The organism is Haloarcula sp. HT12, assembly GCF_055271655.1.
Window position 1 is genome coordinate 120,767 of sequence record NZ_JBUXKW010000001.1, and the last position, 21,818, is coordinate 142,584.

A 21,818-nucleotide genomic window follows, 5' to 3' on the forward strand; every position below is an offset into this window, starting at 1 on the left:
CCCCCTCGCTCTCGGTATCTGAAATCGGCGACAAACCCTTATCAGTCTTGTTCGTCAAGGGTGTCGTAATGTCCTCCGAGTCGACCGATGACGGGGGGGTGCACGTCGAGCTATCTGCGGATCTAGACGAGTGGCTGACCGAGCAGGCCGAGACACTCGGCGTTCCTCGCGAAGCCGTCATGGAGCAACTGCTGGCCGCATACATGACAGCGGCCGATTCGGACGACGAGACGGACGCTCTCCTCCAGCCGTCGGCGGACGAACTGGACGCCGTCGTCGCCGCAACGGTGGACGAGAAGCTGAACGGCTCGGTCGAAGCGGCGACGGAAAGCGCTGTGAAAGCCCACATCCCTGATATCGTCGATACGGTGGAGCGCCAGCTCGCCGAGCGGTTCGACGCGCTCGAAGCGGACTTTCAGACGAAAATAGAAGATGTCCGCGAGCGCGTCGTGCAGATCAAACGGGAAACCGACGCGAAAGCGCCAGCCAACCACAGCCACGAGGAGTTCGACCGTATCAATGGACTCACACGGGAGATCGAGGAGATGGAGGCGGAACTCGCCGCGCTTCGGGACGACGTGACCGAGTCGCTCGAAGCACAGGACGAGCGCGTCGACGACACTGTCGGCCGGATCGACGACATCGACAACCGGCTCGACGACGTCGAAGACAAACTCACCCGCGTCGCCTGGGTCGTCAGCGACCTCCGCGACGACCAGGGCGGCCGGGACCAGAACCAGAAGGCAGTCGACCGGCTGAAACGCGCTGCGGCACAGGAGAACATCTCGACGGCGCGGTGTTCGAACTGTGACGAGCAGGTCGAGATCGGGCTGCTAACCGAACCCCAGTGTCCACACTGCAACACGACGGTGTCGGACGTGCGGCCCGAGGGCGGCATCATCCGCTCGAAGGCGCGGCTGGTGGCCGCAGCACAGCTTGAACCGGGCGAGACCAATGAGTGACGACGAGCGAGACCCCTTCGAGGAGCTCGACCCCGGCGACGACCGCGAGGGGGACCCCTTCGAGCGCCTCGGCGCGGGGGCCGACGACACAGCGACCGAGACGGAGGCCGATGATCCACAACCGCCGGACGAGCCGCCGTTCGATGGCGACACAGGCAGTCCGGCGGACGCCCACCGGGCACCCGGCGACGGCCAGTCGGGCGGCGGATCGAACGACGAACCGGTCGACAGTGTGTCCGAGACGGGATCCGGTGGTGACGACCTGCTCTCGGCTATCGATACGGCGGAGTTCCGGTCGGACTCGTCGGCCGAGTCGGACGGTTCCCCCACCGGGTCGTCACCGGATCCTGATGACCCTTTCAGCGGGATTGACGACCGCGGTGAGGACCCCTTCGGAAGCGGCGAGAGCGCGTTCGAGCGGGTCGATGTCGACCACATCGACGCCGACAAAGTGTGGGCGGAAATCGCCGAGGACGAGGATAGCGAGACCACGCCGGAGAGCCGCTATGCGGAGGTGTCGAAACACCGCTACTGCGAGCAGTGTGAACACTTCTCCGCACCGCCGAACGCACACTGCACGAACGAGGGGACCGAGATCATGGAGTTTCTGGACATGGAGACAGTCCGACTCCTGGATTGTCCGGTCGTCGCCGAGCAACACGAGATCGAGGACGAGCAGTAACGGCTTTTTGCCTCGGTGTCCGACGGGTGTGTATGCAGTTCTGCGACGACTGTGGCTCGATGATGCACGCGGATGGTGACGAGATGGTTTGCCAGTCCTGTGGCGCGCGGGTCACGAAAGACGAGGACCGCGCGGCCGAGTTCGTCAGCACGGCCGAACAGAGCGGGGACGAACTGATAGAGACCGAAGAAGGGTCGAACTTCGAGGGGAAGCCGACGGCTGACGACGTGACCTGTGAGGAATGCGGCCACGGGAAAGCGTGGTACACGATCAAACAGACGGGATCAGCCGACGAACCGCCGACGCGGTTTTTCAAGTGCCAGGACTGTGGCCACCGGTGGCGTGAGTACAACTAGAGCAACGAATCCAGTATCCGGAGCTCTTCTTCCTCGGATATCTTGTCTGAGTCCATACACGCGTGGACGACTTTGTGGACGAGTTCGGGGTCCTGAAACGGTGACGGCTCCGGCGAGCCGCCACCGTCGGCGATAGTTTCGACCTGCCCTTCGAGGTCGGCCAGTTGCGCGGAGAGTTCCTCGACGGTCGACTGGAACTGGGTAATGGTCGTGTTCACCTCGCCGGCCGCTGTCGCGGGCTCCGGTGGCGAGCGGTCGCCGTCGTCGGACGGGGTGTCGGGGCCGGATGCTCGACCGTCGGCCTCGGCGGCGGTCCCCGTTGACGCCGGTGGTTCGCCGTCGGATGCCTGGCTTTCAGTCTCGCCCGAGACGTTCGCCGACTCGGACGCTTCATCGCTGAACACGGCGTTTGCGAACGCTTCGCGGTTCGCCCAGTCGAACCCGTCGATCCCGTTGACGCGGTTGCTCACCGTCGAGGCAGTCACGCCGAGTTTCTCCGCGAGATCCCGCTGGGACGCGGTAGGGTGATTCTGAATCGCTCGGATCGTCTCGTGCTCGGCCGACGAGAGGTCTTCAGGGGCCGGATACGACTGTGCATTCGTCGGTGGGTCGCTCGGTGACTGGTCGGATACGTTCGTCTCGGTCTTCTCGCCCTCCTCGCCCGCTTCGGCCGGATCGCCGTGTTCTTCGAGTACCCGTTCGACGAGTTCCGCCGTCGCACTCGGCACTTCGGCTGCGAGCTCAGCGATGGAAGCCTCAGGGTTCTCAGCCGCTACATCGAGTATTTGTTTGTGACGCATCGATTTAGGGGCCGTTCGGCCCGTCGTTGATTTGCTCATTGATATCACCACGTAGGGACGGTTCCGCCACCCGATCTCCCTAACCTGATATACGTCTGACTGAAAGTGCCGGAAATGTCAAAAGCTTTTGGTTACCCACAAACATTAATTAAGATGTCATTTAATCGGATACTGGCTGACAGTGCACCAGCGCATACTGGCCCAGAGCGCGGGGGGAGTGGTATACGGAGTTCGGTCGGTCAAAACGGAATCCGACCCATCTGAAAGCATTTATCCCGAGCAACGAAACGCGACGCTATGTACCGCCGCCGAGTGCTGGCGCTCTGTGGATTGGCTTTCGCTGGCGCTGGGTGTCAGAGCGATACAGGCGACGCCGAGACGGTGACGCCGGTCCCGTCGCCGGCCGTCAGCGAAACGGCCACCGGACCGCCGACAACGGTGAGGATTACCGACGCCGTGGTGACGCCCGGAGTTGTGATCCCCGGCACTGATTCCATCAGCGTCGGGTCGACCGACGGACAGTATCTCGTGCTCACAACGGTTGTCGAGGGGCCGGCCGTCGACCGGACCGCGTTCTCGTTCCGGTTCGACGGCTCGACGTACAGCCCCGAAGAGTTCAGAAACGGGCTGTACCGCGACGGCGAATGGGGCCGGCAATTCACCGAGTCCGGTGGACCGCTGGTCTTTGCCCTCCCCGAAACCGGGACCGCCAGCGACGCCCGACTGTCCTGGCCCGATGGCGAGTGGACGCCCCCGGAAGCGGTTCAGGCGGGACTCGAAGCCCCGCTGCCGTCGTTCGATATCGCGCTCGACGGCCCGGAGCGCGTCGACGGAAGCGACCACCCGACGCTTGAAATCACAGTCACGAACACGGGCGACGTGTCTGGTCGCTACGTCATCGCGCTGAACCGAACCGGTCCGCGCGTCGCCTACACACCCGTCGACCGGTTCGACGGAGTCCTTGAGCCGGGAGCGACCGATAGCATCTCTCACGGGGCCAAGAGTCCCTACATCGGCGGCACGGAGCCTCGCGAAGTCATTTATCGACTACGGGCTTCGGACGAAAAAAACGACGCGGAACACCGGATAAAGCCGATTGACGGAGCGACTGCAACCGAGTCGTAGCGACCCGCCTCAGACGCCTTCGAGGTCGGACCGGTACTCGTTGATCTCGTCGTCGGCGTCCTCGATAGCGTCCGCCGCGTCTTCGGCGTCGCCGCTACTGAGATCGTTGAGCGCCGACTGGATGCGGGCGAGTCGACCGTGGTCCGGGCCATGGTCGTCAGTCGCGAGGGTGTCGAGCTGATCGGCGAGTTCGGCGAGGCGTTCGCTCGCCTCGTCGCTGGCAGTGTCTTCGGCCGCCGATTCGAGCAGTTCACTCGCGGACGCGAGTTCGTCGCGTGTCATACGTAGAAGTTTACAGATGGGGACTAAAACGATTCGGCTCACGGCAGCGGGATTATTGGAACTGCGCCAGTGGCTATCGCGCGGTCAGCCGGACGGTGCGGTGTCACGTGGATAAACCATCTTACAGCCGACAGGACCGCCAACGTTTACCCGTGCCCGCTCCCAGCGGTGCCATGGCAAACTTCCTCTTCTGTTCGCTGGACGCGGCCCTCATCGGAGACATCGCCTGGCAGGTCTCGAAGGAAGGCCACGACGTTCGGTACTACATCGAGGCCGACAGCGATCAGGAAATCGCCGACGGGTTCGTGCCGAAAACCGACGATTGGCGGGGCGACCTCGACTGGGCCGATGTCGTCATCTTCGACGACATCTGGGTCGGCAGCGACATCGGTACCGGCGAGATTGCACAGGAACTCCGGACAGAGGGCCACGCTGTCGTTGGCGGGACGCCGAACACGGATACGCTCGAAGAAGACCGCGGCTACGCGATGGAGATACTCGACGACTGTGGTGTCAATACCATCGAGCACCACATCTTCCACGACTTCGACGAGGGAATCGAGTTCGTCCAGAACAACCCCGCACCGTACGTCATCAAACCGCTCGGGGAAGTCCAGAACGTCAAGCGGCTGCTCTACGTCGGCAACGAGGACGACGGCAGCGACATCGTCGACGTGCTCAGGGCCTACAAGAAGGCCTGGGGTCACCGGATGAAGGGCTTCCAACTCCAGCGGAAAGTCGAAGGCGTCGAGGTCGCCGTCTGTGGCTTCTTCAACGGTGAGTCGTTCATCGAGCCGGTCAACTTCAACTTCGAGCACAAGAAGCTGTTCCCGGGCAACATCGGCCCCTCGACCGGCGAGATGGGGACCTCGATGTTCTGGGCGGGCCGGAACGAACTGTTCACGGAGACGCTCGGCAAACTAGAGGCGTGGCTGGCCGACGAGGGCTATATCGGCAGTATCGATCTCAACTGTATCGTCAACGACACCGGTATCTACCCGCTGGAGTTCACGCCCCGGTTCGGGTATCCGACGATCACACTGCAAGAGGAGTCCTTCGAGTCAGAGACGGGCCAGTTCTTCCTCGATCTGGCGAACGGGCGCGACCCCGGCCTGGAGGTCCATCGCGGCTACCAGATCGCGGTTCGGGTCGTCCTCCCGCCGTTCCCGTTCAACGACGAGAAGACCTACGACGAGAACTCCCGTAACGCCGCGGTCGTCTTCGAGTCCGACAGCCGCGAGGGGATCCACATCGAGGACGCGAAGCGCGTGCCCGTTACGGACGCGGAACGCGCGACCGGCGAGAGCAGCGAACCGGGAGCGGCAGCCGACGGGCAGTGGCGGGTGGCTGGCGAGAGCGGGATGCCCCTCGTCGCCACGGGCAAGGGCGAAACGATGCAGGCCGCCCGACGGCAGGCGTACGGCCGCATCGACGACATCGTCATCCCGAACCTGTACTACCGGGACGACATCGGGGAGCGCTGGATCGACGGCGACGGCGACCGGCTGCAAGCCTGGGGGTATCTCGGACCACAATCATAGGTACGAGAGCAAGACCCTCTTGTATCGGACTGGCACACGCAAATCACTCAGGTGCCCATCAATAATAGCTGGCAATAGCCAGTGATAGCGACGTCCTCGACCGATTCTGGACACTTTTCCGTCCAGAGGGTCGTCTAACATGCCAGATATCTACGAACCTTGCTTTGATGGGGTGTGTTATAACAGATGTACGTCTATTTAGGAGTGTTCAGTTCTATCCTAAATATTTCTTGATCGGTCCGGTATCAAATAAATATTTATATTCCAAAAAGGACACAATATTCAACAAATATTAGTAGATGTGTGATATAAGTATCCAGATTCAGATAATTTAAGCGCATCTGTCCCAGTTATAAGGCTAAATCTATCACGGGGAGATATCCCGAACCCTGTTGTCGCTGTTGGTTCGGTACACCGCTGTTTTTCACTGCAGTGTTGAGGTAATATCGGGTCGTTCTCTGGGGCGGATTCGGTTTCAATCGGTACGCATTTCGACTTGGTGGGCATTTCAAACTGCTCTCGACCGCTTGACCCAGCCGATACGCGTGATGGCCTCCGCACCGAGTTGGCCCAAGAGGCCGGCGGCTTCGAGGTCGTGCTCCGCGAAGGCGTCGACAACGACATCGCCGGCACTGAGGACGCCGTGTTCACCGATTGGAACGTACAGTCCCGACTGGAGGTCGCCGCGGTTGTGGTCGTCGTTGGTCAGTTCGTGGTCAGCGTGAAGTTCGGGCTCACCCGTTCGGAACGTTCGTGCGGCGGGAGTCTCCTCGTCCACGGAATAGTCCGGCCGATCTCCGGCGCGCTCTACGCACTCCTCGGTAGCGACGACCGTCCGCAGCAGTTCATTGGACGTATCGACCAGGCGAACCGTCGTGTTGACTAGCCCGAGAATGTTCTTCGCGGCGTCGGCGATGATCTCCGCCACGTCCTGACGTGAACTCGCGGACCGGAGCTCTTGGCTCGTCTTCCGGAGCACCTCGATTCGTTGTTCGCGCCGCTTCACGTCAGTAATGTCTTGGACGGTTCCATACAACCACAGCTTCCCGTCCGCTGATCGACGCGGCTCGGAACGTATCCTGATCGACCGCTCGGTCGTTCCCGCTCCGGTCAGGGCTACGTCGACGGTGAACGGTTCACCATCCGAAATCGCCTCGGTAAATAACCGCAACACTTCCGCTTCGTCGGTATCGGTGTATCGGGCGACGAGGTCGGCGAAAGAGAGTCGCTGGGTCGGATCTATCCCGTGGACTTCCTTGGCTTGCCGGCTCCACCACGTCTCCTCTGTCACCACATTATGCGACCACACGCCAACGCCAGTGAGCCGCTGAAAGCTCGACAGTAGTTCCAGACACCGCTCTCTGTTCAGCGACTCCACCGACTGTCGCTCTCGTGGATCGCCCATGTTTCTGTACACAACTCACACAGTTGTCGGATAAAAACTTTCGTGTGGCGTGCCTGTGGGGCGTTCAGAACGGCGCAGTGGTCCATCATTCCTGCAGTTCGATTCGGGCAGTGCACACGACCCATCCACTCGGGAGATAATGATCAAGGAAGATACCATTTCGGCACTCCGGAGCGCTGATTCACCTGCGACCGACGACTGATTGGCGGCAGTTCTTACGATCTGTATTCACATAATGTGAAGAAAAGGAGCAAATCGTGCGGTTCACATTATGGAAATAGTTAACAAAGCGGCGCAGTATTGACAGTGTATGATAGAGAACACCGAACGACGGACTCTCAAGACGACCCGGACGTCTCTGAAGGTTCTCACGCTGATTTTAGAGCACGACGGACTCACGCTTGCCCAACTCGATGGGATGGTCGACAGTCCGAAGAGTTCGATTCTCAGCCATCTCGACACGCTTCGTGACAGTCGGTATCTGGTAAAAACGGATGGAACGTATACCGTGAGCTTCAGGGTGGCACTACTGGGTGAGAAGGTCAAATCCCGGTATCCCAACCGCGAACGCGTCAGTTCTGTCCTGGAGGAGTTAGCTGAGACCACAGGGGAGGAAGCGAACTTCACCATCTTTGAACACGGTCGGCTGCTGCTGTTCCACGGGACCTCAGGTAACACGGCGACTGCGGACGGGGAAGCCGACTACCGTTCGGAGTACTACCTCCACAATACGGCCGCTGGAAAGGCCATCTTATCGGAACTCGACTCGAACCGAGTCGAACGTATACTCGACAAGTGGGGGCTGCCACGGGAGTCCGAAGCCACGATCACGGACCGAGAGCGGCTATTTGACGAACTGGAGGAGACCGCTGATCGCGGCTATGGCATCGTCGACGAGGAGTTCGCCCCCGGTCTGGTCGCCGTCGGAGCACCCATCCATCGCGACGACGGGACTGTTCTCGGAGGATTGAGCGTGGGCGGCCCGAAGTATCGAGTCGATAGAACTCGCATCAACCACGAATTGGGTGAACAACTGCTCGATGCCGTAACATCACTGGAATCCACACTCTCAGCGTAGCCGGTCACTCTTTGCTGTGACCCACGCGGCCGTTGACTGGAATAACGTATGTACGTCTGTTAGATGGGGGTAGATCAGGAATAGTAACCGAATTTCCACAATCTTTCATCGTATTATGCGAACAGTTGCCCGCATAGCTACGCCTCGGACCGCTGTCGCTCCAGAACCGGTTATTTGAGACCGATGCTGAACAGGCGTATTCACATTATGTGAATATTTGAGTGGATCGAACGTTCCATGGCCGGTTTGCTGCCAGCCGGAAGTGGCCGGGAAATGAACGCGGAAATAAAATGATTGATTGTGGATAACTCGCACAGCAACGGCTCGGCAGCGGGCCAGATCAGGGGCACAACGTATTCAACATCATTAATATAGCAAAAGTTTTAAATATTTGGTTATACGATCCCTTCATGGACGTTCCAAACATGACTAGAGATGCACAATCGATGGACGGGTCCAGGCGAAGCTATCTGAAAGCGATCGGGACCGCTGGTATCGCCGCCGGTCTCGCCGGCTGTTCCGGTGGGGACGGAGGCAGCACCGGTAACGGAGACAGCAGTGGTAACGGAGACAGCAGCGGTGGTGGCGATGGAGGGAGCGAGTACGAGGCCATCGGGAACTTCCCACCCGAGGGGGACACGGTCGCTATCGGGTTCAACGGCCCGACATCGGGTGCGTTGGGTCCCGACGGTCAGGACCAGGAGAAAGGGTTCGACCTGGCGGTCAAGCATCTCAACGATGGGGGTGGCCTCGTCGATTACTGGGACCGTCTGGACGGCGGCGGTATCCTGGGGTCCGAAATCGAGCCGACGAAAGCCGACACCGCCGGGAGCGCTGACACCGCCCAGGACAACATCGAACGGATGATCCAGCGGGACAACATCCAGTTCTGGACCGGAGGCATGTCCAGTACAGTCACGATGGCGATGCAGAACGTCGCCCAGCGTGAGAAAGTGCCGTTCATGGGCGGGAACTCCACCTCTGCGGGGATATCCGGTGAGAACTGTTCACGCTACTACTTCCATCCGACGTTCCACGCGGAGATTATCGGGATGGCGATGGGTGAGGCTGCGCCGTCAGTGCTCGGGGAGGACCGTTCCCTGTTCCACATCTATATAGATTACTCCTACGGGCAGTCCAACCGCGACGCCGCTCGCAAGTACCTCACAGAAGAAGGTCCATGGGAGGACGCCGGCGGGGCCGCTATCGCGGAGGGGGAGACCGACCACAGTTCCCAGATACAGGCACTCGAAGACTCCGGGGCTGACACGCTGTACTTCTCCAGCTTCGGGAACTTTGCTGCCAGCGGTCTCGCACAGTTGCGCGACGCCGGCCTCACCGACGACATCGACGTCATCATCCCACACGTCAGCGCGTTCACTCTCGATCCACTCGGTGCGGACGCAGAGGGTGTTCTCGGGATGGAACCGTGGAACCCCAACGCCGACAACGAGCCCAGCCAGGCGTTCGTCGAATCGTATCGACAGGAGTACAGTGAGACACCCAACCAGAGTTCGCTGCATACCTACGAATCGATGCTGGTCTACGCGGCCGCTGTCGAGGAGGCCGGCACGTTCCATCCACCGACAGTGGTCAGAACGCTCGAAGAATTCGAATGGAGCCTCGCGTGGGGCGATGCGGCGTATCGGACCTGTGACCACCAGGTCGAGCGACCGTGGTATCTCGTGCGGGGCGTCGGTGACGACCGCGCCGAGGAACTCGGTATCCGGACGGAGATCGTCGAAACGACCGACCCACTCGTCTACGAGTGCAGCGCCTTCCCGGCGTCTAACTGCGCGATGGATGAGAACCCATACGGAGACGAATAGCGACAGACGCGCTGGAACGAACGCGGTCCGTGGACGGAGAGCCATCACTGGACATCGAGCCCCGTCGTGCCCCGACTGCGGTGCTCGTCGACGAACGGTGTCTCCCACAGTAACGCGAGAGTTTCCCATCAGAACCCACCGAAACAGAACATCAACAGACTCGATGAAATCAGTACCAATCCCACACAGTATGAGACGGATAACCACACCTGTACAGAGGTGGCAGAGATGAGTATCGACGGTATCGTCGGATTCCTGTTCATCGCGCTGAGCGTCGCGTCCCTGTACTTGCTCGTTGCGGTCGGATTGTCTATCGTGTTCGGCTCGCTCAAGTACGTGAACATGGCCCATGGCGTGCTGTACCTCGCGGGTGCGTACATCGGACTCCTCATCGCGTCGAGCAAACAGTACGGCGGGCTCCTGGGCGATGCGGGCCAAGTCGGGCTGGGCTGGGGGTTCATCCCGGCCCTGATACTGACCCCGGTCATTGTCTTCGTCCTCGGGATCGTCATGGAGCGGTTCATCGCGAAGCCGTTCTACGAACGCGACTTGCTCGACCAGTTGTTGGTGACGTTCGGAATCCTGATCGCCGCCCAGGAGTTCGTCGCTATCATCTTCGGTCGGACGGGGACGATCTATCCCCGTCCCGAATGGCTCACGGGCGCGATATCGCTCCCCGCTATCGGCACACCGCCCGGGATGAGCGCGGCATCGACGATCCGTGTACTGGTCGTTGTGCTGACGCTCTGTCTCATCGTCGCCATCTTCGCGTTCTTCAGATACACCGACTACGGGCTTGCAGTGCGTGCCGGGACCGAGGACTCGGAGATGACCCAGATGCTCGGGATCCGCGTCGGCCGCCCGTTTCTGCTGATATTCGCAGTCGGGTCCGCGTATGCGGGTCTCGCAGGCGTCCTCGGGGGGTCGCTGTTTAACGTTACCTCCGGTATCGGGATGGAGATCATCATCCCGTCGCTGGTTATCGTGATAATGGGCGGCGTCGGCAGTCTCAGGGGGACGGTAGTCGGCGCGCTCCTCGCCGGCCTCTTTTTCGCGACGGCCACTGAACTCGTCCCGAGTATGACTCGGGCCAGTATTTATCTGCTGGCTATCGTGGTTCTGACGCTCCGACCGAACGGGATCTACCCATCGACGGAGATCGGACAATGAGCATCGACACGATCCGCAACAGCGTGACCGGTGACTCGACAGTTGTCAGCTGGGAGACGTGGAACCAGATCAAACACACCGAACGGTTCGTCTTCCTGTCGTCGGTACTGTTCGTGCTCCTGTTCTCGTACACGTTCGGCCGTGCACCAGTCGTTTCGGACGTTCTCAGGGGGTATCACGGACTCGCCGTGACGATACTCATCTGGTCGATCTTCGCCCTCGGTTTCAACCTCCTGTTGGGTCAGACGGGGCTCCTCTCGTTCGGACACGCCATGTTCTTCGGCACGTCGAGCTACGCCGCAGCGCTGTTCGCGATTCACGTCTACAACGACCCACTCGTCGTGGTGCTGGCCGGCACACTGGCTGCGGTTGCCCTCGGTGTGGTCTCGGCGCTGATACTGCTGCGTCTGCATACCGTGTACTTCTCCATCGTCGCGCTGGCCATCGCTCAGTTCCTCTACTTCCTCGCTCGGGAACCACTGGTCGAGATAACGAAGGGGATAAACGGGCTCGACGTCCCGCGTGTGCCGCTCCTGGGGCTCGTCGATCTGGAGCACGAATACGGCGGCCTCATCGGTATGTTCCTGGTGAACAATCTCTACATTTTCATTGGGATCTTTTTTGTCGCCGTCGTTGCGCTCATCACACGGATCCGAAAGTCGCCGTACGGGCTGATCTTCAGAGCGATCCGCGAAAACGAGACGCGCACGGCGGTCGTGGGACTCGATGTCTGGCGCTACAAATTCGCGGCGTTCCTCCTTTCGGCGGCAATCGTAGGACTCGCCGGCGGCCTGATGGCCGTCAACACGCAGTTCGCCGGCGTCGAACGGCTCTACTGGTCTGTCAGCGGCGACATCGTCGTGATGACCGTTCTGGGCGGGCTGGGAACGCTCGCCGGCCCGGTTATCGGAACGTTCGTCTTCTTCTACTTCAAGGGCATCGTCAACGGGTTTCCGATGCTCGGGGACTACTGGCTGCTCCTGCTGGCACTCTCCTTTACGGCCGTCGTGTGGGCTTATCCCGACGGAATCTGGGGAATGCTCACGGACTTCACCGGGGCACTCCGCGATCCGAAGGCGCTGTTGGCGAAAACGAAACGGCGGATCACGAACCTGGTGTCGACCGGGGGTGAGCGGTGATGGCGCTGCTCGAAACGCGCGGGCTGACCAAGGAGTTCGGCGGGCTCACGGCACTCGATGACGTCGACCTCGCCGTGGAGGAGGGAGAGTTGGTGTCGCTCATCGGACCGAACGGTGCCGGCAAGTCGACGCTGATCAACACGATAACGGGGCAACTGTCGCCGACACGGGGCGATGTTTACTACGCGGGGACCGACCTCGTCGGGATGAAGCCGTTCGAAATCGCCCAACTCGGCGTCGGCCGGTCGTTCCAGACCGCGTCGATCCTGCCCGACCTCACGGTCCGTGAGAACATCCAGGTCGCGTCATTCGCGGCCGAACACGGGTCATTCAAGATCAACTTCCTCCGTCGCCGGGACTCCTTCGAGGCGGTGCAAGAGCAGACGGACGAAATCTTACAGACGATTGACCTGGACTCGAAGGCCGAGATGGACGCCAAGTCGCTTCCCTACGGGGACAAGCGTAGACTGGAAGTCGCCATCGGGCTCGCGACCGACCCGGACCTGCTGTTCATGGACGAGCCGACGGCCGGGATGTCGCCCACGGAGACCGAAATGACGGTGAGCCTCATCGGCGATCTCCTGACTGACTGGGGCATGACGATATTCCTCGTCGAGCACGACATGGACATCGTCTTCGACGTCTCTGACCGCATCTTCACACTCCATCAGGGGAAACTGATCGCGCAAGGAACGCCGGAAGAGATTAGCGAGCATCCGGCCGTTCGGGAAGCCTACCTCGGCGGAGGTGAAGCGGAGTGAGCCTGCTGCAGCTGGACGGCGTCCACGCCTACTACGGGCCGAGTCACATCCTCCGTGGCGTCTCGCTCACTATCGAAGGGGGCGAGGTCGTCACGCTCCTCGGACGGAACGGCGCCGGAAAGACCACCACTGTCCGGAGTATCGCCGGCACAGAACCGCCTGAAGTCCGGTCCGGAACGATCCGGTTCGACGGGACGGACATCACGGAATGGCCGGCCGACGACATCGCGATGGGTGGCATCGGCGTCGTTCCCGAAGGACGTCGCCTGTTCACCGGGTTGACCGTCGAGGAGAACCTCGAAATGTCCAAGATCACGCGGGGCTGGTGGAATACGATTCGCCGCGGCGGACTCGGTGGCGACGACAGTACGATGACGCTCGCGGAGCTCTACGACCTGTTTCCCCGGCTAGAGGAACGGCGAGGACAGGCGGCCGGAACCCTTTCGGGCGGCGAACAGCAGATGCTCTCGATCGCGCGGACGCTCCGCTTACCGGATCTGAAGCTGTTGTTGCTGGACGAGCCGACAGAGGGACTGGCTCCACAGCTCGTCAAGACGGTCGGTGACTCCATCGACGAGATCGCCAACCAGGGGCTGACAGTGCTGCTCATCGAGCAGAACGTCCGCGAGGCGCTCCGAATCGCGGACCGTGGATACGTTCTCGACCAGGGCGACATCGTTTATCGAGGGTCGGTCGAACAACTCGAAAACAAGGACCTCGACGAGTACCTCGTCGTTTGACGGCGGTGGTCGCTGTGGGCTTGGACCCGCCATCAGGGAGCCACCCGACAGCATTATTTTCTTGGCGCAAAAAGACAGGAGAGATGGTGGACAGAACCCGTCGGCGGTTTCTCGCTTCGATCTCGACAGCCGCGGTCACCGTCGCCACAGGCTGTCAGCGTCCGGGAACCGTGCGTACAGACCACCCGGTCTCAGAGCCGGTCACGTCGTGGCCGTCGTTTCGGGGGGGTCGATTCAACACCGGCTACACTGGTGGAACCGCATCTCCCGGGTCGAGTCCGTCAGTCAAGTGGACCTACGACGCCGACGGCCCGTTCTGGGGGAGCCCAATCGTCGCCGACGGAACCGTCTACATCGGCAGTACGGACAATTCGGTGTACGCGCTCGATGCCGAGACGGGGACCGAAGCGTGGACGTTCCCGACACAACACCGGATCGAAGCGACGCCGGCCTATGACGATGGGACGGTCTACGTCGGGTCCTACGACAAGCGCCTGTACGCTGTCGATGCCGCGGACGGAACGGAAAAGTGGTCCCGGGCGTTCGACGGGCTGATCCGTGGCAGTCCGACGGTCTGGGACGGGTCGGTCTTCATCGGGGTCGGCTGTCACAACCTCGCCTGTGCGTGGTACGCCGACGAGACCGACGTTCCGGAGAACGGCTGGATCTACTCGCTCGACGCCGCGTCAGGGGAGACGAACTGGCGGTACGAGGTCGGCAACGAAGTGGTGAGTAGCCCGGCAGTCACCGACGAACTCGTGTATATCGGTGCGTCGGACGGGACCCTGTACGCACTGACTCCCGCGTCAGGGGTCGTCGAGTGGACCTACGACACCCGAGATATGATCTGGTCGAGTCCGGCCTTCGCGTACGGAACAGTGTACATCACCGATTGGAACGGGAACGTCCACGCCGTCGATGCGGAAACCGGGGACCAGGAGTGGCTCACAGACACGGCCGGCAAGTACATCTCGGGGTCCGTGGCCGTCGACGAAGCGGGCGTGTACGTCGGCCATACACCGTACAACACGCTCGACGACCCAACGACGAACCACGCCAAAGTCTTCCGTTTCGACCGAACGGACGGCACGGAGGAATGGGCCTTCGAAACACCAGCCCTGGAGGTCGGCAGCAGTCCAGTCGTGACTGACGACCACCTCTACGTCGGGAGTCATCGACAGACAGAGGGCGAGAACGTCGGGATACACGCGCTCACGACCGGCGGTGACGAGGAGTGGTTCTTCGAGGTCGGGAGTCGCGGCGTCGGCTCCAGTCCGGCGCTCGTCGACGGCGTTCTCTACTTCGGGGGAACCGACGCGACGGTGTACGCCGTCGAGTAGCGACCAGTATGTGGCTTCGACAATCACGAACGGCGAGCGGGACACGCTACGGCGCTGTCTGTTTCTCGGTTCCGACTACCTGTGGCTCGTGTCTGGCTACGTGTCCGGGATCTCACCCGGCGGGAAAACCGTCGCCTCGTCGAGATCGCGTATCTCGGCTTCCGGTCCGGGCGGGCAGTAGGCGGCGATGAACCGAAGCGGTTCCCAGGATGTGTTGATCGTGCTATGTTCGACGCCGCTAGGAATGTACACCATCTCGCCCGCGCTAACGGACCGCTCCTCGTCTGCAACGGTCTGTTCGCCCTCTCCGCTGAGGAAGTAGAGTATCTCTTCGCTCTCAGGGTGGGTGTGTCGCTCGTGGCCCTTTCCTGGTTCGAGGATCACGACACCGGCACTGAATCCCTCGGAACCGGTGACATCGGGGGTGTTCATCCACTTCAGAGTTCCCCAGTCTAGCTGGATCGTCTCGACGTCGTCTGGCTGGACGAACCGCTGGTCTGCTGCCATAACGTATGGTATCGTACAGCAAGATATATTAAATATTGTGATTGGGTCGGGAACGGTGGTGGTTCCAGACGACTGACTGGGTTGAGGGAGCGAACAGAGCCAGTGAGTTATCCGTTCTGAACCCCAATCTTGATTAGGGATTCAATTGATTTACACAGTGTATCATGGAGTTCGCACGAACAGAGTCCCTAGAGCGGTTAGAATCAACTGTACAGGACGACCAACCAGTTATCGGTGCGGGGGCGGGGACGGGGATCTCGGCGAAATTCGCCGAACGTGGTGGGGTCGACCTCCTCATCATCTACAATTCGGGCCGGTATCGGATGAACGGGCGCGGCTCACTGGCGGGCCTGCTTTCCTACGGCGACGCCAACGAAATCGTCCTTGAGATGGGCCAAGAGGTCTTGCCGGTTGTCGAGGATACGCCGGTACTGGCAGGCGTCAACGGGACAGACCCGTTCCGCGAGATGGACGTGTTCATCGAAGACCTCCGCCGCCGCGGGTTCTCGGGCGTCCAGAACTTCCCCACCGTCGGCCTGATCGACGAAGACAGCTCCTTCCGGAAAAATCTCGAAGAGACGGGAATGGGCTACGACAAGGAGGTCGAGATGATCCGGGAAGCTAGCGAGCAGGGCATGCTTACCTGTCCCTACGTGTTCAACGAATCACAGGCTCGCGAAATGACCGAGGCCGGTGCTGACGTCATCGTTTCGCACATGGGGCTGACCACATCGGGCGATATCGGTGCTGAGACCGCCCTAACTCTCGATGAAGCAGCCGAGCGCGTACAAGCGCATCACGATGCCGCCAAGAGCGTCAACGACGACGTAATGGTCATCTGTCATGGCGGTCCCATCGCCTGGCCCGATGACGCCCAGTACGTGCTGGACAACACCGATGGGGTCGTCGGCTTCTTCGGCGCTTCCAGCATCGAGCGCCTGGCCACCGAGGACGCTATCGAAAAGCAGGCACGCGAGTTCAAGGACATGACTATCTCATGATTCGATCGACACGAACGGGGTGGCCGCAATGAGCGTCGTCATCGTCGGCACACTCGACACGAAAGGCGAAGAAATCGGCTTCGCACGCGACATCATCCAGGCCCAGGGCGTCGATGTCCACCTGATGGACGTCGGCGTGATGGGTGACCCGGAAATCGAACCGGACACCACCGCCGCCGAGGTGGCAGAGGCCGGTGGATCGTCCCTCGCTACGCTCCGGGAAGACGGGGACCGCGGTGCGGCGATGGAAGTCATGGGCGATGGCGCAGCGGCCATCGCGACCAAGTTCCACGACGCGGGGACGCTTGATGGAATCCTCGGACTCGGCGGATCGGGAAACACGTCTATTTCGACGAGTGCGATGCGTGCGCTCCCCGTGGGCGTCCCGAAACTCATGGTTTCGACGATGGCCTCTGGCGACACCGAACCGTACGTCGGCGCCACCGACATCGCGATGCTGTACTCTGTCGCCGACATCGAGGGGCTGAATCAGCTCTCTCGAACGGTCATCGCCAACGCCGCGCTCGCGATGGTCGGCATGGTCACCAACGACCCCGGCGTGGAACTGTCCGATAAGTCGACCATCGGAATAACGATGTTCGGCGTCACCACACCGTGCGTGCAAGCGGCGCGCGAGGTGCTGGAAGACAGAGGATACGAGACCATCGTCTTTCACGCGACCGGGACTGGCGGTCGGGCGATGGAGAACCTCATCCGGGAGGGTGTCATCGACGGGGTCCTCGACGTGACGACGACGGAGTGGGCCGACGAACTCGTCGGCGGTGTGCTGTCCGCCGGCCCCGACCGACTCGATGCTGCGGCCGAGCAAGGAATCCCGCAGGTCGTCGCCCCCGGCGCACTCGATATGGTCAACTTCGGGCCGCGTGACTCCGTTCCGGACGAGTTCGACGGGCGCACCTTCCACGTCCACAACCCACAGGTGACGCTGATGCGAACGACGCCGGACGAGAACGCCGAACTCGGCCGGATCATCGCGGAGAAACTGAACGCCGCGACTGGGCCGGCGGCACTCGCACTACCGCTCGGTGGTGTTTCGATGCTCGATGAAGACGGAGCGGCTTTCGACGACCCCGAAGCCGACGCGGCACTGTTTGATGCGTTCCGTTCACATCTCGATGAGACGGTCGAACGTATCGAGTCCGAGGCCGCGATCAACGACGACGCGTTCGCCCACATAATCGCGGACAAGCTCGATGCGTACATGCAGGACCATCGAGCCGACTGACGCCCGAGGATGAACGAACTGTGCCCGTAGCTCGTTGTCCGTCACTGTGGGCAAACCCGGTAGTCTGCTGAAAAGAGGGGGAGCCCAGCCTGCTGTCGGTCGCTCCTGCTCAGTACTTTCGAATATAGTATGCATCCATTTTCCCATCCGGGTTTATACTGACCTGACCATAATAAACGAAGGTATATCCGCAGTACAGATATAAGTGTGTAGAGATGGGACCATATATGGGGATCCTATAAATACTTTCGGAGTTTTTATATTTATACTAGCAAATATACCGGCATATACGCGCTAAGTTGTGGAGGGAGATTCTAATTGTTATCAAGCAGCGTGTCAGGCTCGGTAGTCCTACAGCTGAGAGTGGCTATTCGACGGGAGAATGACGCTCATCCAAACGATAACTCGATTCCAGTTTCGAATCGTCCCTATATGGTGTTACGTGGAAACAACTCCTCGAAGGACATACGTTTCGTAGTCAATCGCTTCGCCCCACAAAACCGGGTCAGACAAGGGGTCACACCGTACCTGCGCAAGTCCCTGTTCTGAGAGGAAGTCAGTCAGTTCAGCCGGTGTTGGCTCTTGATACAGCGGGAGTTCCTCGTGGAACTCTTCGTACTCGTCCCACAGTTCGTCGAAGTCCCAATGCCCTTCCAAGAGGACGATATGTCCGTCCAGTCGGACGATTCTGGACCACTCTCGGAGGGCTTTCGAGGGCTTCGGCAGAGTCCAGATGAGGTATCGGGCTGTCACTGCATCGGACGCGTTGTCTTCGAACGAATGGTTCTCGACGTTTCCCTCGTGGAAATCAATTGATACACCGTGTCGGTGTGCCTGCTCTCGCGCACGGTCGAGCATCTCTGTTGAAAGATCGGTGTCCGTTACGTTGTGGCCCAATTACGCGAGCAGAAGCGAGATAACGCCAGTTCCACAGCCAGCGTCTAGTATCTCTCGTGACTCCGCCCCGACCCACGTTTCGAGGACCCCTAACCACGCGTCACGCCGGTCGTCACTGTGGATGCCGTGTTGACTATCCTCGTCGAAAGAGTCGGCACGCCGTTTCCGGATTGTCTCCGGGCAGGGTCTGGACCCACCCGGGTGAACGCTCCACTTGCTGTCGACTTTCAAAAACTATTTTAGGCCTACCTAAAATCTAGAGCTATGCGACGTGTCGAACCAACACGACGAGAGTTCTTGGGAGTGAGTGGTGTGATTGGCGGTACCTTCGTTGCGGGATGTCTGGGTGGTGCTTCTTCGGATTCTGGGCAAGATGGCAGTAGTAACACCACCTCGACCCCGAAACAGGGGAGCGATGGTACTCACACCGCAACGTCCGATGGAGAAAGCGGCGATAAAAACAGCTATACTGTTGGTATGGAGCCGATGGGGAATGTCGGGTTCGCGGACCCTCCTGAGCAATGGACCGCCCTCCTGCCGACCTTCGCGGACATGGCGTTTGCGCTCGGCGGCGGACAGACGCTTGGAATCCAGAACCACGACCGCTACGCGAACGAAGCCTTCGACGCGCTGCCTGGAGTGGCGCATGACCAGGACGAAATCGTCGATCTCGTCAGTGGTGATGTCGATAAAGAGCTGTTCTATGACATGGACGCCGACGCCCACTTCATCGATCCGCACATACTGAAACTCTGGTATGGCTGGGACCAGGCCGATATCGATGAAGTCGCGACCAACCTCGGTCCCTTTTTCGGGAGCTTCATCCGTCGTCACAGCGACGACTGGCACGACTATCGCTACTACAGTCTCTATGAGGCGTTCGAGTTGATGGCCGAGGTTTTCCAGGCTAAGGACCGATACCAGGCGTTCGTCGAACTCCACGAGCAGATGCTCGGAACAATCGAAGAGCGACTGCCACCAGCCGACCAGCGACCAACTGCCCTGCTCGTCTACCCAGCCGGCAAGTCCGGGACCTCGTTCTACCCCTTCCGAATTGACGATGGTGGGGTCAGCACCAAACAGTGGCGTGATCTCGGTCTAAGCGGCGCACTTGCCGAGACAGACGTGGGCCACTACAGCTACTCCGACGATGGCACACTCGGTCCGGAAGCGCTGCTCGAAATCGATCCCGAAGCGATACTGGTACGCAACTACGGAGGGGTATCCGAATCCAAATTCAGGAACGAGGTCGTTGCCCCCCTGCAGGATCATTCGGTCACCAGCAATATACAGGCAGTGCAAAACGACGCCGTCTACAGCGCTGGCTACCTCGATCAAGGACCGATAATCAACTTTTATCACACCGAACTGGCGGCGAAAGCGATCTATCCCGACGCATTCGAAGACGCAACGCTCTTCGACCGAGAGCGCGTCGCTCAGATCGTTTCTGGAAACGTTTGAGGCAGCTCGAAGCTTGAATCCGTCGACCGGCTCCGTTCAGTTCGACTCGGGAAATCAGGCCTGTTTTTCGAGGGTTTTCCACTGCTCATAGCCGTTCAGATCCTTATCGATGCATCTCGATGCCAGGGATGAAGGCACCCTCCGCTCTCGAAAGACATGTCGAGAGCTACGCCGAGAGAAGTCACCAGAGGCTGGAGAGAGCCAAGCGGTGTCTGTCGACGAGCGCAGCGCGTGCTACCTGTACAGATCAGACCCAGGAGTACGGTGACGGAGCGGAGTATAGGGTGTGATACCGCATACACTGTGCGGTGGAGCGTGCACATCCGCCGTCCGGTTATATTTCCGACCGCGGTATGGGAACCCGATGACTGAGGACCCACTGTTCGATGAGTTCGAACTGAACGGACACAGCCTCGACAACCGCGTCGGTCTCGCGCCGATGACGCGCACGAGCGCGACCGACGAAGGCCACGCAACCGACCGGATGGCCCGCTACTACGCCTCCTTCGCTCGCGGGGGCTTCTCGTTTCTCGTCACCGAGGGCGTCCACCCGGATACGACCCACAGCCAGGGCTACCGCAACCAACCCGGCCTGGCGACCGATGAGCAGGCAGCGGCCTGGGAGCAGGTCGTCGACGCCGTCCACGCGGAAGGCAGCCCGATCTTCGCACAGTTGATGCACGCTGGGGCGCAGGCACAGGGCAACCGCTACGGGTACGACCCCGTCGCGCCCTCGCCGTACCGCCCGCCGGGTGAGATGGCGGAGCTATACGGCGGGTCCGGGGAGTTCCCCGAAGCCGAACCACTCGACGATGCAGGGCTCGCCGAAGTGAAGGAGGGGTTCGTCGCTGCGGCAGAGCGCGCGGTTGAGGCCGGTTTCGACGGTATCGAGCTCCATGCGGCCAACGGCTACCTCCTCCACGAGTTCGTCGATCCGCTGGTCAACGACCGCGACGACGAGTACGGCGGGTCGCCGGCTGCCCGCGCTCGCTTCCCCGCCGAGGTAACCGCCGCCATCGACGACGCCACGCCCGATGGCTTCGTCGTCGGTGTCCGCGCCTCGCAGGCGGCCGTCACCGACGAGGAGCGGGTCTGGCCCGACGGCGAGGCGACCGCCGCCGCGCTGTTCGACGCGCTCTCGGATGCCGGTGCCGATTACGTTCACGTCACCGGCGGCGACGCGACTGTCGCGGAAGTGCCAGACACAGACCACACGCTCGCAGAACTAGCGGTCGAGCATGTCGACGACGATGTGGCTGTGATCGCTAACGGGAGCCTCGGGGACCCGGAGAACGCGCGAGCAGCGGTGGCAGATGGTGCCGACCTGATCACTCTCGGGACCGGTGCGCTTGCCAACCACGACTGGCCCGACCGGGTCCGGGCGGGCGAACCGCTCAACGATCTGGACCCGAGTCTCGTCTTCGAGCCAGACGCCTCGCTTAGCGACGGCGAGGTCCCCGGCGACGATTGACGGCGACGGATCGGTGACTGCCGGC

At 60.9% G+C, this 21,818-nt stretch carries 21 protein-coding genes; 16 read left to right on the plus strand and 5 right to left on the minus strand.

What is annotated here, in order from left to right; genetic code table 11:
• Window positions 1-68 precede the first annotated feature (68 nt).
• The 3 genes from ACY9XZ_RS00655 to ACY9XZ_RS00665 are packed head-to-tail and all read left to right on the plus strand — an operon-like array spanning window position 69 to window position 2,000.
• On the plus strand, window positions 69-962 hold the full coding sequence (locus tag ACY9XZ_RS00655; protein WP_463455171.1) for a hypothetical protein: 894 nt from the start codon (window positions 69-71) through the stop codon (window positions 960-962).
• A complete protein-coding gene (locus ACY9XZ_RS00660) occupies window positions 955-1,644 on the plus strand; it encodes a hypothetical protein (protein WP_463455172.1) in 690 nt (229 codons plus the stop codon). The genes ACY9XZ_RS00655 and ACY9XZ_RS00660 overlap by 8 nt, the downstream gene beginning before the upstream one ends.
• A gap of 32 nt (window positions 1,645-1,676) precedes the next feature.
• Complete coding sequence (locus ACY9XZ_RS00665) at window positions 1,677-2,000, plus strand: transcription factor S (RefSeq protein ID WP_463455173.1); 324 nt, start codon at window positions 1,677-1,679, stop codon at window positions 1,998-2,000.
• Here the strand turns inward: ACY9XZ_RS00665 and ACY9XZ_RS00670 are convergent.
• On the minus strand, window positions 1,997-2,800 hold the full coding sequence (locus tag ACY9XZ_RS00670; RefSeq protein ID WP_463455971.1) for a MarR family transcriptional regulator: 804 nt from the start codon (window positions 2,798-2,800) through the stop codon (window positions 1,997-1,999). The genes ACY9XZ_RS00665 and ACY9XZ_RS00670 overlap by 4 nt on opposite strands.
• A 297-nt stretch (window positions 2,801-3,097) precedes the next feature.
• Here ACY9XZ_RS00670 and ACY9XZ_RS00675 point away from each other — a divergent pair, with 297 nt between their 5' ends.
• The gene (locus ACY9XZ_RS00675) at window positions 3,098-3,925 is read left to right on the plus strand and encodes a hypothetical protein (protein WP_463455174.1); all 828 of its coding nucleotides are present in this window, start codon (window positions 3,098-3,100) and stop codon (window positions 3,923-3,925) included.
• Between the two features lie 9 nt (window positions 3,926-3,934).
• On the opposite strand, the gene ACY9XZ_RS00680 is transcribed toward ACY9XZ_RS00675, so the two are convergent.
• Window positions 3,935-4,207, minus strand: coding sequence for a DUF7553 family protein (locus ACY9XZ_RS00680; protein ID WP_463455175.1), 273 nt, complete (start codon window positions 4,205-4,207; stop codon window positions 3,935-3,937).
• Between the two features lie 173 nt (window positions 4,208-4,380).
• On the opposite strand from ACY9XZ_RS00680, the gene ACY9XZ_RS00685 reads away from it, so the two are divergent.
• Complete coding sequence (locus ACY9XZ_RS00685) at window positions 4,381-5,748, plus strand: phosphoribosylamine--glycine ligase (RefSeq protein ID WP_463455176.1); 1,368 nt, start codon at window positions 4,381-4,383, stop codon at window positions 5,746-5,748.
• Between the two features lie 508 nt (window positions 5,749-6,256).
• On the opposite strand, the gene ACY9XZ_RS00690 is transcribed toward ACY9XZ_RS00685, so the two are convergent.
• Window positions 6,257-7,153 carry a GAF domain-containing protein gene (locus ACY9XZ_RS00690; RefSeq protein ID WP_463455177.1) on the minus strand — a complete coding sequence of 299 codons (897 nt, stop codon included), beginning with the start codon at window positions 7,151-7,153 and terminating at the stop codon, window positions 6,257-6,259.
• A gap of 310 nt (window positions 7,154-7,463) precedes the next feature.
• Here ACY9XZ_RS00690 and ACY9XZ_RS00695 point away from each other — a divergent pair, with 310 nt between their 5' ends.
• The 7 genes from ACY9XZ_RS00695 (at window position 7,464) to ACY9XZ_RS00725 (ending at window position 15,210) form a co-directional block, all read left to right on the plus strand.
• Entirely contained in the window at window positions 7,464-8,231 is a 768-nt protein-coding gene (locus ACY9XZ_RS00695) for an IclR family transcriptional regulator (RefSeq protein WP_463455178.1), read from the plus strand.
• A gap of 410 nt (window positions 8,232-8,641) precedes the next feature.
• Window positions 8,642-10,060, plus strand: coding sequence for a substrate-binding protein (locus ACY9XZ_RS00700; protein ID WP_463455179.1), 1,419 nt, complete (start codon window positions 8,642-8,644; stop codon window positions 10,058-10,060).
• Between the two features lie 228 nt (window positions 10,061-10,288).
• A complete protein-coding gene (locus tag ACY9XZ_RS00705; protein WP_463455180.1) occupies window positions 10,289-11,230 on the plus strand; it encodes a branched-chain amino acid ABC transporter permease in 942 nt (313 codons plus the stop codon).
• Complete coding sequence (locus ACY9XZ_RS00710; RefSeq protein ID WP_463455181.1) at window positions 11,227-12,369, plus strand: branched-chain amino acid ABC transporter permease; 1,143 nt, start codon at window positions 11,227-11,229, stop codon at window positions 12,367-12,369. Before ACY9XZ_RS00705 ends, ACY9XZ_RS00710 begins: the two co-directional genes overlap by 4 nt.
• Window positions 12,369-13,130, plus strand: coding sequence for an ABC transporter ATP-binding protein (locus tag ACY9XZ_RS00715; RefSeq protein ID WP_463455182.1), 762 nt, complete (start codon window positions 12,369-12,371; stop codon window positions 13,128-13,130). The genes ACY9XZ_RS00710 and ACY9XZ_RS00715 overlap by 1 nt, the downstream gene beginning before the upstream one ends.
• Window positions 13,127-13,870 carry an ABC transporter ATP-binding protein gene (locus tag ACY9XZ_RS00720; protein ID WP_463455183.1) on the plus strand — a complete coding sequence of 248 codons (744 nt, stop codon included), beginning with the start codon at window positions 13,127-13,129 and terminating at the stop codon, window positions 13,868-13,870. The genes ACY9XZ_RS00715 and ACY9XZ_RS00720 overlap by 4 nt, the downstream gene beginning before the upstream one ends.
• Window positions 13,871-13,953: 83 nt before the next feature.
• Window positions 13,954-15,210, plus strand: a complete 1,257-nt coding sequence (locus ACY9XZ_RS00725) for an outer membrane protein assembly factor BamB family protein (protein WP_463455184.1) — start codon at window positions 13,954-13,956, stop codon at window positions 15,208-15,210.
• Window positions 15,211-15,306: 96 nt separating this feature from the next.
• Here the strand turns inward: ACY9XZ_RS00725 and ACY9XZ_RS00730 are convergent, their stop codons facing one another.
• Window positions 15,307-15,717, minus strand: a complete 411-nt coding sequence (locus ACY9XZ_RS00730) for a cupin domain-containing protein (RefSeq protein WP_463455185.1) — start codon at window positions 15,715-15,717, stop codon at window positions 15,307-15,309.
• A 164-nt stretch (window positions 15,718-15,881) separates the two neighbouring features.
• Between ACY9XZ_RS00730 and ACY9XZ_RS00735 the strand changes: the two genes are divergently transcribed.
• A complete protein-coding gene (locus ACY9XZ_RS00735; protein WP_463455186.1) occupies window positions 15,882-16,718 on the plus strand; it encodes a phosphoenolpyruvate hydrolase family protein in 837 nt (278 codons plus the stop codon).
• Window positions 16,719-16,746: 28 nt separating this feature from the next.
• Complete coding sequence (locus ACY9XZ_RS00740) at window positions 16,747-17,964, plus strand: Tm-1-like ATP-binding domain-containing protein (RefSeq protein ID WP_463455187.1); 1,218 nt, start codon at window positions 16,747-16,749, stop codon at window positions 17,962-17,964.
• Window positions 17,965-18,402: 438 nt separating this feature from the next.
• On the opposite strand, the gene ACY9XZ_RS00745 is transcribed toward ACY9XZ_RS00740, so the two are convergent.
• On the minus strand, window positions 18,403-18,861 hold the full coding sequence (locus ACY9XZ_RS00745) for a class I SAM-dependent methyltransferase (protein ID WP_463455188.1): 459 nt from the start codon (window positions 18,859-18,861) through the stop codon (window positions 18,403-18,405).
• Window positions 18,862-19,347: 486 nt separating this feature from the next.
• Here ACY9XZ_RS00745 and ACY9XZ_RS00750 point away from each other — a divergent pair, with 486 nt between their 5' ends.
• Window positions 19,348-20,322: an ABC transporter substrate-binding protein gene (locus ACY9XZ_RS00750; RefSeq protein ID WP_463455189.1), complete on the plus strand. Its 975-nt coding sequence runs from the start codon at window positions 19,348-19,350 to the stop codon at window positions 20,320-20,322.
• 364 nt (window positions 20,323-20,686) lie between these two features.
• A complete protein-coding gene (locus ACY9XZ_RS00755; protein ID WP_463455190.1) occupies window positions 20,687-21,793 on the plus strand; it encodes an oxidoreductase in 1,107 nt (368 codons plus the stop codon).
• Window positions 21,794-21,818 lie beyond the last annotated feature (25 nt).